This window comes from Kordiimonas sp. SCSIO 12603 (assembly GCF_024398035.1).
Taxonomy (GTDB): Bacteria; Pseudomonadota; Alphaproteobacteria; order Sphingomonadales; family Kordiimonadaceae; genus Kordiimonas.
This window is the reverse complement of the sequence record NZ_CP073748.1, coordinates 3,211,556-3,225,103: the sequence shown is the minus strand read 5'-3', so window position 1 is coordinate 3,225,103 and position 13,548 is coordinate 3,211,556. Positions and strand designations below refer to the sequence as shown.

The window sequence follows — 13,548 nt, the reverse complement described above, 5'->3', positions numbered from 1 at the left end:
CGTGGCCCATAGTCCTATTGAGCAATTTGACGTTAAACCCATCGCTCATTTCGAGATCGCAGGAATCGATGTTTCCTTTACAAACAGTTCTTTGTGGATGGTGCTGGTAGTAGCTTTCATGAGCTTCTTCCTGATCTGGGGCACACGCAAAAACGCTACCGTACCTGGCCGCATGCAGGTGATGGTAGAATTAATGTACAGCTTCATCGCAGGCATGATTAAGGATAACGTAGGTAAAGAAGGGAAACAGTATTTCCCATTCATCTTTACACTATTCGTGTTTATCCTTGGTTTGAACCTTGCTGGTATGTTGCCATACAGCTTCACAGTTACAAGCCACATCGCAGTAAACTTCGCGATGGCTATCTTCATTTTCCTTGGTGTAACCCTGATTGGTTTCATTAAAAACGGCGCTGGCTACCTTAAGCTTTTTGCACCATCTGGTGTTCCAGGCTGGCTATTGCCGCTTATCGTTGCGATTGAGGTAATCTCATACTGCACACGCCCAATTAGTCTTTCAGTACGTTTGTTCGCAAACATGCTGGCTGGTCACATCATGATGAAAGTATTCGCGGGCTTCATCGTATCAATGGCTGCAGCAGGCGCTGCGGGCATGCTTGGTGCGATTGCTCCTTTCGCGATTAATGTGTTGCTGACAGGCCTCGAAATTCTCGTAGCTTGCTTGCAGGCATACGTATTCACTATTTTGACTTGCATCTACCTGAATGATGCGATGCATCCTTCACACTAAGAACAAGTCAGCCCTGAATTAAAACTTATTTACCTTATACATGAGAAAAGGAAATTAACATGGAACTCGAAGCTGCAAAAATGATTGGCGCTGGTATCGCTACTCTTGCTCTTGCTGGTATCGGTATTGGTCTGGGTAACATCTTCGGTAGCTACCTTTCAGGTGCTCTTCGCAACCCATCTGCTGCTCCTAAGCAGTTCACAAACCTACTTATCGGCTTCGCTCTTACAGAGGCGACTGGTCTGTTCGCACTTGTGATTGCATTCCTGATCCTCTTCACTTAAGAAGATCTTGACTGCTAAAGCATAGCGCGGCCGTTCTTATTGGTCGCGCTCTATGCTGTTTAACTGCTATATCATTAGCAGTGGAGCCAAGCTCCAAAGTTCGAACATTCAGCCATAGAGGCATGTGATGGCCAACGCCAATACAGAAGTAGCTCAGGACCAAGGTGGTTTGCCGCAGCTTAACGTGATTGCGGATGGTACTTATACCAACCAGATCGCTTGGTTGCTTCTTACTTTCCTCTTCTTGTTCTTTGTTGTTTCACGCATCGTTCTTCCGCGTGTAACCAAAGTTCTCGGAGAGCGTGAAGAAAACGTAGCAAACAATCTTGATACTGCTGAGCGTCTTAAAAATGAAGCGGAAGAAGTAAAAGCAGCTTATGAAGCAGCTGTTGCTGATGCCCGCAAAAAAGCTCAGGAAATCGTTCTGGGTGCAAAAGACACAATTCAAGCTGATATTGCTAAAGCACAGTCAGAGTTGGATGCAACTCTTGGCGCTAAAGCAGAAGAAGCTGAAGCACGCATTATGAAAGCACGTGATGAAGCACTTGCAGGCATCGATACTGTTGCCGCTGAAGTAGCTTCTGAGATGGTTGCTAAGCTTGCTGGTGTTGAAGCAAAAGAGAAAACTGTTGCTGATGCGGTGAAAGCTGCACTCGATACAGCGAAGGGGGCGTAACATGGACTTTTCAGATCCAACCTTCTGGGTAGCAGGCTCCTTCCTTGTATTCGTTGGTATTTTGCTTTGGAAAGGTGTTCCTAAACTCCTTGGCGAAATGCTGGATGCGCGTGCAGAGGAAATCCGTTCGCAAATCGAAGAAGCAAAGAACCTTCGTGATGAAGCAGAGCAAATGCTTCATGACTATCAGCGCAAACAGCGTGATGCAGAAAAAGAAGCTGCTGAAATCCTGGCCCGTGCTGAAGAAGATGCGAAGATCATGACTGAAGCTGCTAAAGGCGATATCGCTAACATGGTTGAGCGCCGCACCAAAGCTGCTGAAGAGAAGATCGCGCAGGCTGAGGCTTCTGCTGTTAAGGAAGTGCAGGCTACTGCTGTGGACGTAGCGGTAAATGCTGCAACAGCTGTTCTTGCTGATACGCTTAAAGGCAAAGCTGGCAAAGAGCTTGCTAACGCTGCAATCGAAGATGTGGAAACAAAACTCCACTAAGCTTCTATAAGCATCGTGTAATGATTTAAAAACGCTCTACCAAAATGGTAGGGCGTTTTTTATTATGTGAAAAAGGACGCAGTATATGGACAGAGAAAATACAGGCCACTTAATGCGCTATGCCACATGGGCCGCTGTATCAGTTGCTTTGGTGTTGGTAATGACCAAAGCAATCGCATGGTGGATGTCTGGCTCTGTTGCAATGCTTGGATCACTGTCTGACTCTTTTCTAGATATGGCATCCTCAGTTGTTACGCTCTTCGCTGTGAAAGCAGCTCTTATCCCCGCCGATGATGATCACCGTTTTGGTCACGGCAAAGCAGAGGCTCTAGCTGGGCTATTTCAGGCGGCGGTGATGGTGGTTCTATCAGTTTTATTGGCGGTAGAGGCAGTCGAGCATTTCCTGACCCCCCAAGCATATCAAGCACCTGATTATGTTATCGGCGTTTCGTTATTGGCCGTGGTGCTATCATTTGGTTTGGTAATGTTTCAGTCGTATGTAGTGAAGAAATCTGGTTCCATCGCTATTGCTGGTGACCAGCTTCATTATACGGGTGATCTTCTGCTCAATATTGGTGTTATTGCTTCTGCTATTGCGGCTGGATACGGGTATATATATGCAGATGCCGTCTTTGCCGCTTTGATTACTGTTTATATTCTTCATGGTGCATGGGATGTCGCAATTCCAGCTATTGACATGTTGATGGATAAAGAGATGGGAACTGAGGATGAAGAGCGCATCATCGCCATTGTTGCAGCGGTGCCGGATGTTCAGGGTATGCATCATCTTAAAACGCGTGCATCTGGCCGAGATCTATTTATTCAAATGCATATAGAGGTTGATGGTAATATTACGGTGAGGGAAGGGCACTCAATAGCTGAGCAGGTTGAACTCGCATTAAGTTCTCAATATCCTCAGGCTGAAATTCTTATTCATATTGACCCGCCTTCAAGTGCGGAAAATTAAGAGGTATTTATGCTTACTATTTATGGCATCAAAAACTGCGACACAGTTAAGAAAGCACTTAAGTGGCTTAAAGAGGAAGGTGTAGAGCATACCTTCCATGATTTCCGTAAGGATGGTTTGACGACGGATATGGTAGAGAGCTTTGAGACTGGTCTTGGTTGGGAAGCGCTTCTTAATACTCGTGGTACCACATGGCGAAAGCTGGATGATGCAGATAAAGCTGATGTGGATGCCGATAAAGCTAAAGCACTCATGGTTGCCCATGATGCTATTATCAAACGCCCAGTATGGGAAAAAGCTGGTGAATATCAGCTTGGCTTCGCTCCGAAAGATCAGGATACGATCAAGGCCTGGGCTAAGGCTTAAAAAAATCGAAAATATTTTCGAACCTTTTCTTTTGTGCGTGCGTCTTTAAGGTAAAGCAAGAGGAGCTTACCTGTGACAGGTACACGCACAAAAGAAGAATTATTGGTATTGAAGGCGCAAGCCGGATCAAAGGAAGCATTCGAGCTTCTTTATAAATTATACCAACCTTCTCTCCTCAGATTTGCTTTTAAGATACTCGGTGATGCTGATCTTGCACAGGATGCTATGCAGGATGCATGGATAATGCTGGCAAGGACTTTGTCTGAACTTAAGCATACTTCCATGTTTCGTGCCCGCGCTTTTCGTGCAGTTCGCTGGCGTGCTTTTGATTTGCTCAGGAAGCGAGATAATTCTCATGAGGAGCTTTCTGATGAAGCAGCAGTTGATAATGAAAATGAAAGCAAAGTTGCTACATCTGGGCAGATCAATGCACTGATCAATAGATTACCACCTGCGGAAAAGCACACCGTGTATCTCTTCTATCTTGAAGAACTCAGTATCGCTGAAATTGCGGTAGTGATGGAAACAAAACCGGGAACTGTAAAATCCCGCTTGCACGCGGCTCGCGCCCGATTACGACAGCAAACAGAAGGAGAAGAATAATGACCAGTATTGATGACCGTATTAAAACCGCACTTGAACAGGATACAAAGGAAATAGATGCCCTGCTTGCCAGCGAAGGCGGGTTGCCGGATATGATCTCCGCCTCTTTTAAAGGGGGCTTGCGTCGCTGGATGTTCCTTGTGTGGCCGCTTACACTTATTGTTACCGGTTTTATGGTCTGGAGCATCTATAATTTTTTTACGGCTGGAGAATCCTATATCTATTGGGGTTTCTGTTCAGTGGGGCTGATGATGATGCAAATTGCTCTCAAGCAGTGGTCTTGGATGGAAATGAACCGGGCTTTTACTGCACGGGAAATTAAGCGTCTGGAGCTTGTCATTGCTGGTTTAAGCGCTAAGTTGGGTAAAAACAGCTAAACCGCTTTGGGAGCAGAGACCATGACAAGTGTTCATGATTTTAAAATGGATCGCCTTACAGGCAAGGAACAAGACCTGTCTGAATTTAAAGGCAAAGTAATGTTGATTGTGAACACAGCTTCAAAATGTGGCCTTACACCGCAGTTTGAAGGTCTTGAGAAACTGTACAAAGATCTAAAAGACAAAGGGCTGGTTATACTGGGGTTCCCGTGTAACCAGTTCGCTAATCAGGACCCGGGTTCTGCTGACGAAATTGGTGAATTTTGCCAGATCAATTACGGTGTAAGTTTTCCAATGTTTGCCAAGATTGATGTGAATGGCCCTGATACTGCACCGCTTTACGAGCACTTGAAGGCTGAGAAAAAAGGCTTCCTAGGTACACAGAAAATCAAATGGAATTTCACGAAATTTCTTGTGAACAAGGATGGCGAAGTAGTGAAGCGTTTTGCACCGACTGCAAAACCGGAAGCCATCCGCGGAGCTATTGAAGCACTGCTTTAACTTAAGATTTCGATCCTAAAAAAGAGGCTGATTTCAGCCTCTTTTTTTATGTTTAGTTGCCAGCGGCTTCTGCTGTGATGGCTTCAATAGCCTTTGTCATGCCGCCAATCTGTGGTGGTGTGGGGTCAAGTTCCCATGCATCACTTACAAATGATGGCTCTCGGTATGTAAGCACGGTTTCGCCTTCAGCATTTTCCCACACAACAATACGAAGCGGCAGATCGAGCCCAACACGTTGGTCCTGCTGCATAAGTGGTGTACCAGCTTTTGGATGACCAAATAGAACGAGCACAGTAGGGCGAAGTTCGAGGCCTGTGGCTGCGGCACCTTTACTGTGTTCAACCTTGGCGATGACCTTTAGGTCGCGAGAGGTAATTGCGTTCTCCAGCCTTTCAACGGTATCGCTGAAGGAGTGTGAGCTTTTGATATCCATAATATTATCCTGTGCATAAGAAGCGTTCAGTGCGCTTCCGAAAAACATTCCTACACAGATAGATAGGGTGAGTATTAAAATTCTTGTCATGACATTCACTAACTTCTTTGTGACAGATTAATTTGAAGCTTGTTCGGCTTCATTTTCTTTTGCGGCTTTTACCATATCTCGCACTTCCTTCCGGAGCTGTTTGGCGTCATAGATAATGCCATCTTTAATGGTCCAGCGAACACCGCCTACTTGTTCCACTTTGCCAGTATTATCATTCATGCGCATATGGCCCGTGCCGTATAGCACCTTAAAGTTTTGGATAGGATTTTCCTCGACAATCACAAGGTCTGCCAGTTTGCCCACTTCGATACTGCCGATGTCCTTCTCGCGTCCAATAAGCTCAGCGCCGTTTAGGGTCGCAGACTTAATAACTTCCAGTGGGTGAAAACCTGCTTCCTGCAGCAGTTCAAATTCTCGGATATAATCAAAGCCAAAAAGCTTATAGATAAAACCGCTATCTGAGCCCGTGGTTACGCGGCCCCCACGATTTTTATAGTCGTTCACAAACTGCATCCATAGGCGGAAATTTTCTTTCCAGTTAATCTCATCCTGTGTGGTCCAGTCAAAATGATAGCTGCCGTGCAGAATACGGTTTGGTGTGAAAAAGCGCGTGACTGAGGGAAGGGTATAATCAGGGTGCCAATCTGCATTCTTGGCACGCATCACATCCCTGTTGGCTTCATAGATTGTGAAGGTGGGGCTGAGAGTAAAATCGAGCTCTAAAAGCTCTTCCATTACTTCATTCCACTTCTTGCTGCCCGGTTTTGCAGCTTGCTGCCATAACTTCCCTGCTTCCCCAAATCGGTGCTGTTCATTCTGGTAATTATAATCAAGCGGGTAATCCTGCACCACACGGTCTGTAAACAAAGCCTCTGGAAGACCGTACCAGTGTTCCATGCTATCAAGGCCCCAACGGGCGCTATCAAGTACATTCACGCGAGTTACGGAAACCTGTGCATGGTGGAAAGCTGTGCCAAGGTTTTGTTTCTTCGCTTCCTTGATCGCTGTTTCAAGAACAGTAGGGTTGCCACCAAAGAATTTAATGCCGTCACCGCCGCGCTTTTTAAAACCTTTCACCCAGTCAACTGCCTGCTTCGGCTGTGAAAACTGGGTTGGGAATGAACAGTATGCAAGCAAGCGCGGTGCAACAATTTCATTCGCATCTGATCGTTCTTTATGGCGAAGTGTATAATCAGCACCAAGGCCGCACGCAACTGTGCGGCTTGTGGTTATACCGTGGGCCATCCATAGTTTGAAGACATAATCCATTGAAGGCATAGGGCCGGTTAGCCCCCAAAGTGCATTCCCCACATGGCTGTGGCTATCTACAAAACCGGGCAATACATAAGCGCCGTGAGCATCAATTTCATAATCCCCTTTTTCCGGGCGATATGCTTCATTGATAGGAACGCCGGGATTGCCGACAGTGTGGACACCAGTGATCCGGTCGCCTTCGATTACAATATCCACAGGACCAATCGGTGGTGCGCCAGTGCCGTCCACCATGGTTGCCCCCCGAATAACTAATCGTTTGTAGGGGCCGTGGCTGTTTTCTTTTGTGCGGGCGGTAGCTTCAAGTGGAAACTCAAGCCCTGCTTTTTTAACACGTAGCTCGTTCTCATCACCCGGTAATGTTTTATCTTGTGCCTGAAGTGTTATGGCACCAAATGCAAATGCACTGATAGTTGCTAACAATTTGAGTTTGTTAAGTTTCATGACGGGCCTCCCCTAGGCATCGTGAACACAAGGTGGTTGTGCTCCCTATTTTCCCCAACTATGGTTTCTTCCAAAGCTTTTACACAGCATGAAAAAATAAAGTATTGGGCGCAAGTAAAAGCATTGTGTGGGATTAAGGGGAGGCATGTATGAGCAAGCGGGAGCATCCGTCTTTCTCAAGCAGAATTGGTTTTATTCTGGTTACAGCTGGTGCGGCTGTTGGGCTTGGGAACGTTTGGAGTTTTACCTATGTTGCCGGAAAAAATGGCGGCGGCGGATTTGTTCTTATCTACCTGCTTACTCTTGCTTTTATTGCTACCCCGGTTTTCATGGCGGAAATGCTTCTTGGGCGACTAGGCAAAGCAAGTACCCCAACATCTCTAAAAAAACTTCAAACTAGTGCAGGCTCAAAACTGCCTTGGGCGCTGCCCGCGTGGATAGGGCTTGTAGCAACTATATTGGTGCTCAGTTTCTATGCGGTGATATCAGGGCAGGTAATGGCTTATGGCTGGGAAGCACTACAAGGTGGTTTCGCAGGTTGGGAAAAAGATCAGATCATTGCGCTTGATAAAGCTTTCAAGGCGGATCCAAGTGTACCGATTTTCTGGTCCATCCTGTTTCTGGTAGCAACGGCGGCTATTGTATCTCTTGATATCCGTAAAGGCCTTGAACGTGCCAGCAGGCTGATGATGCCAGTTTTGTTTGTAATGCTTATAGGCTTGGTGATCTTTGCAGTACTACGGGCTGATTTTGGCGCGGCATTTAATTTCCTGTTTGGCTTCAACGAGATGCAGCTATCACCGAAAATCCTGATGGAAGCGGTTGGACAGGCGTTCTTTACCCTTTCTGTCGGGGTGGGCGGTATTATGCTGTACGGTTCCTATATGGGGGATGATGTAAACTTGCCTAAGGCGTCCCTCTGGATTGTGTTGATGGACCTCTCGGTTGCGCTGCTGGCGGGTCTCGCAATTTTTCCAATTCTTTTCTCTGCGAATATTGACCCTGCGGCAGGGCCGGGACTTGTGTTTATCACGCTGCCACTTGCTTTCTCCGGTATCCCGGGCGGTGCCATTCTTGCGTTTGTATTTTTCCTGTTGCTGACATTTGCAGCTATTACATCCGCAATTAGCCTCTTATCACCTCCTACAGCACGGCTTGAGGAAGCTGGCTGGAGTAGAGCTAAATCGGCCTGGGTTATGGGATTAGGTGCTTTTATTCTTAGCCTCGCAACAACGCTATCTTTCAGTTCGTGGGCAGATTTTTATCCTCTCGCATTCCTTGGATTTGAGGGTATGACACCGTTTGACCTGATCCGTGAAGGTGTAAACAATGTAGTGTTGCCGCTGGGCGGCCTCGCATTTGCTCTTATGGTGGGATGGGGCTTGAAGCGCGAAGATGTGCGCGCTGCCTTGCCCATGGAAAATGGCGCGCTATTTAGCATTTGGTATGGGGCGCTTAAATATCTGGTGCCGATTGCGATCATTGCCTTGTTCCTGACAGCGATCTTTGGAGGCGGGCACTAAAGAGTAAAGAGGGGAAGCTAACGTGGTTGATTTCACTAATCCGGAGTTTGTGGAAACAAATGGTGTAACACTGCCAGTGTACCGCGCTGGCCCTGATTTTAGTGAAACTGATAAACCAGCTATCGTGTTTCTCCACGGTTTTCCAGAAATCGCATATAGTTGGCGAGCACAGTTGGAGTATTTTTCTGAAGCTGGGTATCCTGTTATCGCGCCTGATCAACGTGGTTACGGAAGATCATCAAAGCCGCAGGGCAAAGAAAACTACACCATGAAACACTTGAGTGGTGATCTGGCTGGTTTACTGGATCACTATGGTATTGAAAAAGCTATCTTTGTTGGCCACGACTGGGGCGCTATAGTTTTATGGCAATTGCCTTTTTATATCGGCGAACGTGTTATGGGGTGTGCAGGGTTAAATGTGCCTCTTCTGCGCCATTTCCCTATCGATCCGATTACTATCTTCAGAGAACGTCTTGGCGAGCAAATGTATATTGTTCGGTTCCAGGAAGAGGGGGCTTGTGAGCCGATCCTCGAAAAAGACCTTCGTGAAACGTTTAAGTTTTTCCTTCGTAAGCCGGGGAACGGTAAGAGCAGCGGCAAAACCAGTTTTGCTTTTGAGGTGGAAAGTCTTGATCTTATCAGTCTTCTACAAGCGGGTGAAGATGCTTGGGGCGGTGAGCTTTTGATGCCAGAGGAAGAGCTTGAATATTATGTAGAGGCATATACAGAAAGTGGTTTCACTGGGCCTTTGCACTGGTACCGTAATATGGCTGAGAACTGGGAAGCGCAGAAACAGTTCCTTGTGGGGGGACAGCTTCCAAAGGTGGAAAAGCCATGCCTGATGATCACCGCGGAAATGGACCGCGCGTGCCCGCCTAATTTGGCGGATGGTATGGAAGACCTCTGTAAGCCCTATACCAGACATGATCTGAAAGGATGTGGACATTGGAGCCAGCAGGAACGTTCAGAAGAAGTAAATACAGCTATTCATAGATGGATACGTGAATATTTCTAAACCAAGCTACAGCGTTATGTTTTAAATATGCAAAAGCCTCATCAAATGAATGAGGCTTTGCGGTGTTTGTTGTTTGCTGGTTCGTTAAATACTTTTGCCCAGCATCCGTTTCAAAGTACCGTCTTTATCCATCACGTGGTGTTTCAGGGCGCCCGCAATATGAAGCAGGATCGCAATGATCATGACATCACCGAGTATGCCATGAATTTCTTTTCCAAGGCTTGCTATGGTTTCGTTGTGCGCAATGAATTCCTCAGCATTATTTGGGTCTAGATTTTCTGCGACAAGCTGAAGGCCAAACACATCAATGCCGTAACCACCGAAACCGGAATAGATCATCCCGGAAATAGGGAAAAGCAGAGTGCCAATTATGAGCACATAATGGATCACTTTTGCTGATAGATGTTCGATTTTACTGTAGTCACCAACTGGTGTTGGCCAGCCGTTTTTAATACGCCAGAAAACCCTGTAGAGAATGAAGGCAAAGATCGACACCCCAAACGCCTTGTGAATATCATAAAGTGCATAAACTTCGTTTTCTTCCATATAGATACCAACAGCAATTAGCCCAATAATAGACAAGCCGACAAGCCAGTGTAGTGCCACGGTCATGCCACTAAATTTCTCAAAAGTATCTTTCATATTTTCTCTCCTGTTGGCCATTTTTCCTATTAACGTTCCTAAGGGCTATAGACCTCCAATCACTTGAGTAAGAACCCGACTATAGCAGAAAATATGCGATTAAGTTTTTCAGTAAGGTACTTAAGTTCTTTTCATCTTTGCATCAGGAGCTTGATCTATTGAATATGAGCACAGTGTGATATTGCAGATGAAAGTTCTGAAATAGGGATTCTGCGGTGACGACAATGCCGATATTTATAGAAGGCTTTATGATTTCATTTGGGTTGATTGTCGCTATCGGCCCGCAGAATGCATATTTGCTTAGGCAAGGTTTGAGGCAGCGCCATGTACTACCTGTGGCCACCGTATGCTTTTTGTCTGATATCTTGCTAATTGGTCTGGGTGTTTTCGGGACGGGAAAAATCATCGCAGAAAATGAAGCGCTTTCCACTTGGATGGGGTGGGGAGGAGCTGTTTTCCTGCTTTGGTTTGCTTTAAAAAGCGCTAAGTCTGCCTTAAAGCCAGAAGCTATTACTCAGGATGATATTGATGCATCTGCTGGTGATGCGGCCGGACAGGGTGTGAAAATCGCTATCCTGCACACACTTGCTTTCACATTTTTGAATCCATGGGTTTATGTAGACACGATGGTGCTAATCGGTGGCGTAAGCATTAAATATGAAACTGATGCGCTTCGGAATGCCTTTATGATTGGTGCCTGGACGGCGTCAGCCATCTGGTTTTATGGTTTGGCATATGGCGCAAAGAAGGCTGCTCCTTTGTTCCGAAAGAAAATAACGTGGCGTATTCTAGATTCCCTTATTGCCATTATCATGTTGGCAGTGTGCGCTACCCTTATTCAACATCAGCTTTCCTGATCGTTTTATTATGCTGTTGAAATAACTTTGCCTTTTCCCCATATTTTCTATCAAGATATGGGGATTATTATGACGTGTGAACCACTCTATACTGGTAAATGTCTTTGCGGGGCTGTGCATGTTGAGGTGTACGGTAAGGAACGCTGGGTGGGGCATTGCCATTGCCCGAGTTGCCAAAAAGCGACGAGCGCAGGTTTTGCAACATATGCGGGGTTTGCGGCAGAGCATGTGCGTTTCAGCGGAGATACTCCAAAAATCTTTAAATCCAGTGCGAGTGTGAAGCGGAGTTTCTGTGGTACCTGCGGCAGTAGTATTGCTTTTGAAGGTGAAGCGTGGCCGGATGAAATTCATCTGCATGTAGCACTTTTTGAAAACGCCTCGGAATTCAAGCCTGAGGGGCATGCTTATGTACGTACTCGTATGCCGTGGGTGCATCTGGATGATGGCTTGATCACGTTTGAAACTTTCCCTCGGAATGCACGTTAAAGCGTGCGTTCGCGCTTGTTCTTTGGTGCTAACTAAGGTAACAGCAGACTAATTTAATTTTTCAGACTTCAAGGACCAGTAAAGAATGGCTTCTTATCAATACGTGTATCAGATGCACCGCCTGTCGAAAACATATCCAGGTGGTAAGCAGGTTCTGAACAATATCTCTCTTAACTTCCTGCCTGATGCAAAGATTTCCATCATTGGTCAGAACGGTGCCGGTAAATCCACGCTCATGAAAATCATGGCTGGTATGGATACAGAATTCCAGGGTGAAGCCTGGGCGGCTGACGGTATCAAGGTTGGTTACCTTCCGCAGGAACCACAGCTTGATGAAAACCTTGATGTTCTAGGTAACGTAATGCTTGGCCTAGCTGAAACTCAGTCCCTCGTAGACGAGTTTAACCAAGTTGCTGGTGATTACGGTATGGATCCTGAGAATATGGATCTTCTGAACCGTATGGGTGAACTTCAGGAGCAAATTGATGCAGCTGATGCGTGGGACCTTCAGTCTCAGGCGGAAGTGGCGATGGACGCACTTTGCTGCCCACCAAATGATTGGTCTGTTGATAAGCTTTCTGGTGGTGAGAAACGCCGTGTAGCTCTTTGTAAGCTGCTTCTAGAAAAGCCAAATATCCTGCTTCTCGATGAGCCAACAAACCACCTTGACGCTGAATCTGTAGCGTGGCTTGAGCAGTATCTACAGCAGTATAAAGGCTGTGTAATTCTCGTGACGCACGACCGTTACTTCCTTGATAATGTTGTTGAGTGGGTTCTTGAGCTTGACCGTGGGCGTGGTATCCCGTTCGAAGGTAACTATAGCGCTTGGCTTGAAATGAAGACCAAGCGTATGGCGCAGGAAGAACGCGCTGATAAATCACGCGAAAAAGCAATGAATGCCGAGCTTGAGTGGATCAGACAGAGCCCGAAAGCACGCCAGGCAAAATCAAAAGCCCGTATCAAGGCATATGATGAAATGCTTCAGCAGCAGCAAGAGCGTGTATCCGGCCCAGCACAGATTAAAATTCAGCCACCAGCACGCCTCGGTGGTAAGGTAATTGAAGCTGAAGGTCTTACAAAGGCATTTGGTGATAAGCTACTATTTGAAAATCTATCCTTCAGCCTGCCACCGGGTGGCATCGTTGGTGTGATTGGTGCAAACGGTGCTGGTAAATCAACTCTCTTTAAACTTATTACTGGTCAGGAACAGCCAGATGCTGGCTCAATTGAGATTGGTGATACCGTTGAGCTTGGTTATGTGGATCAGAGCCGAGATTCACTAGATGACAATAAGAACGTTTGGGAAGAAATTTCTGACGGTCATGACATCTTCTACTTCGGTAAAACAGAGATCAGCACCCGTGCTTACTGTGGTGCCTTTAACTTTAAGGGTGGTGATCAGCAGAAGAAACTAGGTCTGCTTTCTGGTGGTGAACGTAACCGTGTTCATATGGCGAAGATGCTGAAAGAAGGCGGCAACGTGCTACTGTTCGATGAACCGACAAATGACCTTGATACAGAAACACTAGCTGCGCTTGAGGAAGCGATTGAAAACTTCGCTGGTTGTGCTGTGGTTATCAGTCACGACCGCTTCTTCCTTGACCGTATCGCAACACATATTCTTGCTTTTGAAGGTAACAGCCATGTTGAATGGTTTGAAGGTAACTTCGAAGCGTATGAAGAAGATAAGAAGCGCCGCTTGGGTGCAGAGGCAACACAGCCACACCGTATTAAATACCGCAAGTTTGAACGGTAATAACTATTTTAGATTTAGTGAAAGGCGGGGTTTTACCCCGCCTTTTTTATATGT

At 46.3% G+C, this 13,548-nt stretch carries 17 protein-coding genes; 14 read left to right on the top strand and 3 right to left on the bottom strand.

The window, feature by feature from the left end; translation table 11 throughout:
• Nucleotide 1: 1 nt before the first annotated feature.
• From KFE96_RS15105 to KFE96_RS15065, 9 genes are all read left to right on the top strand, one after another.
• Nucleotides 2-751: a F0F1 ATP synthase subunit A gene (locus KFE96_RS15105; RefSeq protein ID WP_247016558.1), complete on the top strand. Its 750-nt coding sequence runs from the start codon at nucleotides 2-4 to the stop codon at nucleotides 749-751.
• 59 nt (nucleotides 752-810) lie between these two features.
• On the top strand, nucleotides 811-1,035 hold the full coding sequence (locus tag KFE96_RS15100; protein ID WP_247016556.1) for a F0F1 ATP synthase subunit C: 225 nt from the start codon (nucleotides 811-813) through the stop codon (nucleotides 1,033-1,035).
• Nucleotides 1,036-1,162: 127 nt separating this feature from the next.
• On the top strand, nucleotides 1,163-1,711 hold the full coding sequence (locus KFE96_RS15095; protein WP_247016554.1) for a hypothetical protein: 549 nt from the start codon (nucleotides 1,163-1,165) through the stop codon (nucleotides 1,709-1,711).
• A 1-nt stretch (nucleotide 1,712) separates the two neighbouring features.
• On the top strand, nucleotides 1,713-2,201 hold the full coding sequence (locus KFE96_RS15090) for an ATP F0F1 synthase subunit B (protein ID WP_247016552.1): 489 nt from the start codon (nucleotides 1,713-1,715) through the stop codon (nucleotides 2,199-2,201).
• 85 nt (nucleotides 2,202-2,286) lie between these two features.
• On the top strand, nucleotides 2,287-3,168 hold the full coding sequence (locus tag KFE96_RS15085) for a cation diffusion facilitator family transporter (protein WP_255833382.1): 882 nt from the start codon (nucleotides 2,287-2,289) through the stop codon (nucleotides 3,166-3,168).
• A gap of 9 nt (nucleotides 3,169-3,177) precedes the next feature.
• The gene (locus tag KFE96_RS15080) at nucleotides 3,178-3,534 is read left to right on the top strand and encodes an ArsC family reductase (protein ID WP_255833380.1); all 357 of its coding nucleotides are present in this window, start codon (nucleotides 3,178-3,180) and stop codon (nucleotides 3,532-3,534) included.
• Nucleotides 3,535-3,606: 72 nt separating this feature from the next.
• Nucleotides 3,607-4,137: an RNA polymerase sigma factor gene (locus KFE96_RS15075; RefSeq protein ID WP_255833379.1), complete on the top strand. Its 531-nt coding sequence runs from the start codon at nucleotides 3,607-3,609 to the stop codon at nucleotides 4,135-4,137.
• A complete protein-coding gene (locus KFE96_RS15070) occupies nucleotides 4,137-4,514 on the top strand; it encodes a DUF6768 family protein (protein ID WP_255833377.1) in 378 nt (125 codons plus the stop codon). The genes KFE96_RS15075 and KFE96_RS15070 overlap by 1 nt, the downstream gene beginning before the upstream one ends.
• 21 nt (nucleotides 4,515-4,535) lie before the next feature.
• On the top strand, nucleotides 4,536-5,015 hold the full coding sequence (locus KFE96_RS15065) for a glutathione peroxidase (RefSeq protein ID WP_255833376.1): 480 nt from the start codon (nucleotides 4,536-4,538) through the stop codon (nucleotides 5,013-5,015).
• A gap of 52 nt (nucleotides 5,016-5,067) precedes the next feature.
• Here the strand turns inward: KFE96_RS15065 and KFE96_RS15060 are convergent, their stop codons facing one another.
• Nucleotides 5,068-5,448 carry a DUF302 domain-containing protein gene (locus KFE96_RS15060; RefSeq protein WP_255833375.1) on the bottom strand — a complete coding sequence of 127 codons (381 nt, stop codon included), beginning with the start codon at nucleotides 5,446-5,448 and terminating at the stop codon, nucleotides 5,068-5,070.
• 117 nt (nucleotides 5,449-5,565) lie between these two features.
• A complete protein-coding gene (locus KFE96_RS15055) occupies nucleotides 5,566-7,215 on the bottom strand; it encodes an amidohydrolase family protein (RefSeq protein ID WP_255833374.1) in 1,650 nt (549 codons plus the stop codon).
• 149 nt (nucleotides 7,216-7,364) lie between these two features.
• Between KFE96_RS15055 and KFE96_RS15050 the strand changes: the two genes are divergently transcribed.
• Both KFE96_RS15050 and KFE96_RS15045 read left to right on the top strand, forming a co-directional pair.
• Nucleotides 7,365-8,738: a sodium-dependent transporter gene (locus KFE96_RS15050; protein WP_255833373.1), complete on the top strand. Its 1,374-nt coding sequence runs from the start codon at nucleotides 7,365-7,367 to the stop codon at nucleotides 8,736-8,738.
• A 22-nt stretch (nucleotides 8,739-8,760) separates the two neighbouring features.
• Complete coding sequence (locus tag KFE96_RS15045) at nucleotides 8,761-9,753, top strand: alpha/beta fold hydrolase (protein WP_255833372.1); 993 nt, start codon at nucleotides 8,761-8,763, stop codon at nucleotides 9,751-9,753.
• An 84-nt stretch (nucleotides 9,754-9,837) separates the two neighbouring features.
• On the opposite strand, the gene KFE96_RS15040 is transcribed toward KFE96_RS15045, so the two are convergent.
• On the bottom strand, nucleotides 9,838-10,395 hold the full coding sequence (locus KFE96_RS15040; RefSeq protein WP_255833371.1) for a cytochrome b: 558 nt from the start codon (nucleotides 10,393-10,395) through the stop codon (nucleotides 9,838-9,840).
• Nucleotides 10,396-10,619: 224 nt separating this feature from the next.
• Here KFE96_RS15040 and KFE96_RS15035 point away from each other — a divergent pair, with 224 nt between their 5' ends.
• From KFE96_RS15035 to ettA, 3 genes are all read left to right on the top strand, one after another.
• A complete protein-coding gene (locus tag KFE96_RS15035) occupies nucleotides 10,620-11,252 on the top strand; it encodes a LysE/ArgO family amino acid transporter (RefSeq protein ID WP_255833370.1) in 633 nt (210 codons plus the stop codon).
• A 69-nt stretch (nucleotides 11,253-11,321) separates the two neighbouring features.
• The gene (locus KFE96_RS15030) at nucleotides 11,322-11,738 is read left to right on the top strand and encodes a GFA family protein (RefSeq protein WP_247016528.1); all 417 of its coding nucleotides are present in this window, start codon (nucleotides 11,322-11,324) and stop codon (nucleotides 11,736-11,738) included.
• Nucleotides 11,739-11,823: 85 nt separating this feature from the next.
• Nucleotides 11,824-13,494, top strand: a complete 1,671-nt coding sequence (gene ettA, locus KFE96_RS15025) for an energy-dependent translational throttle protein EttA (protein ID WP_255833367.1) — start codon at nucleotides 11,824-11,826, stop codon at nucleotides 13,492-13,494.
• The last annotated feature ends 54 nt before the right edge of the window (nucleotides 13,495-13,548 follow it).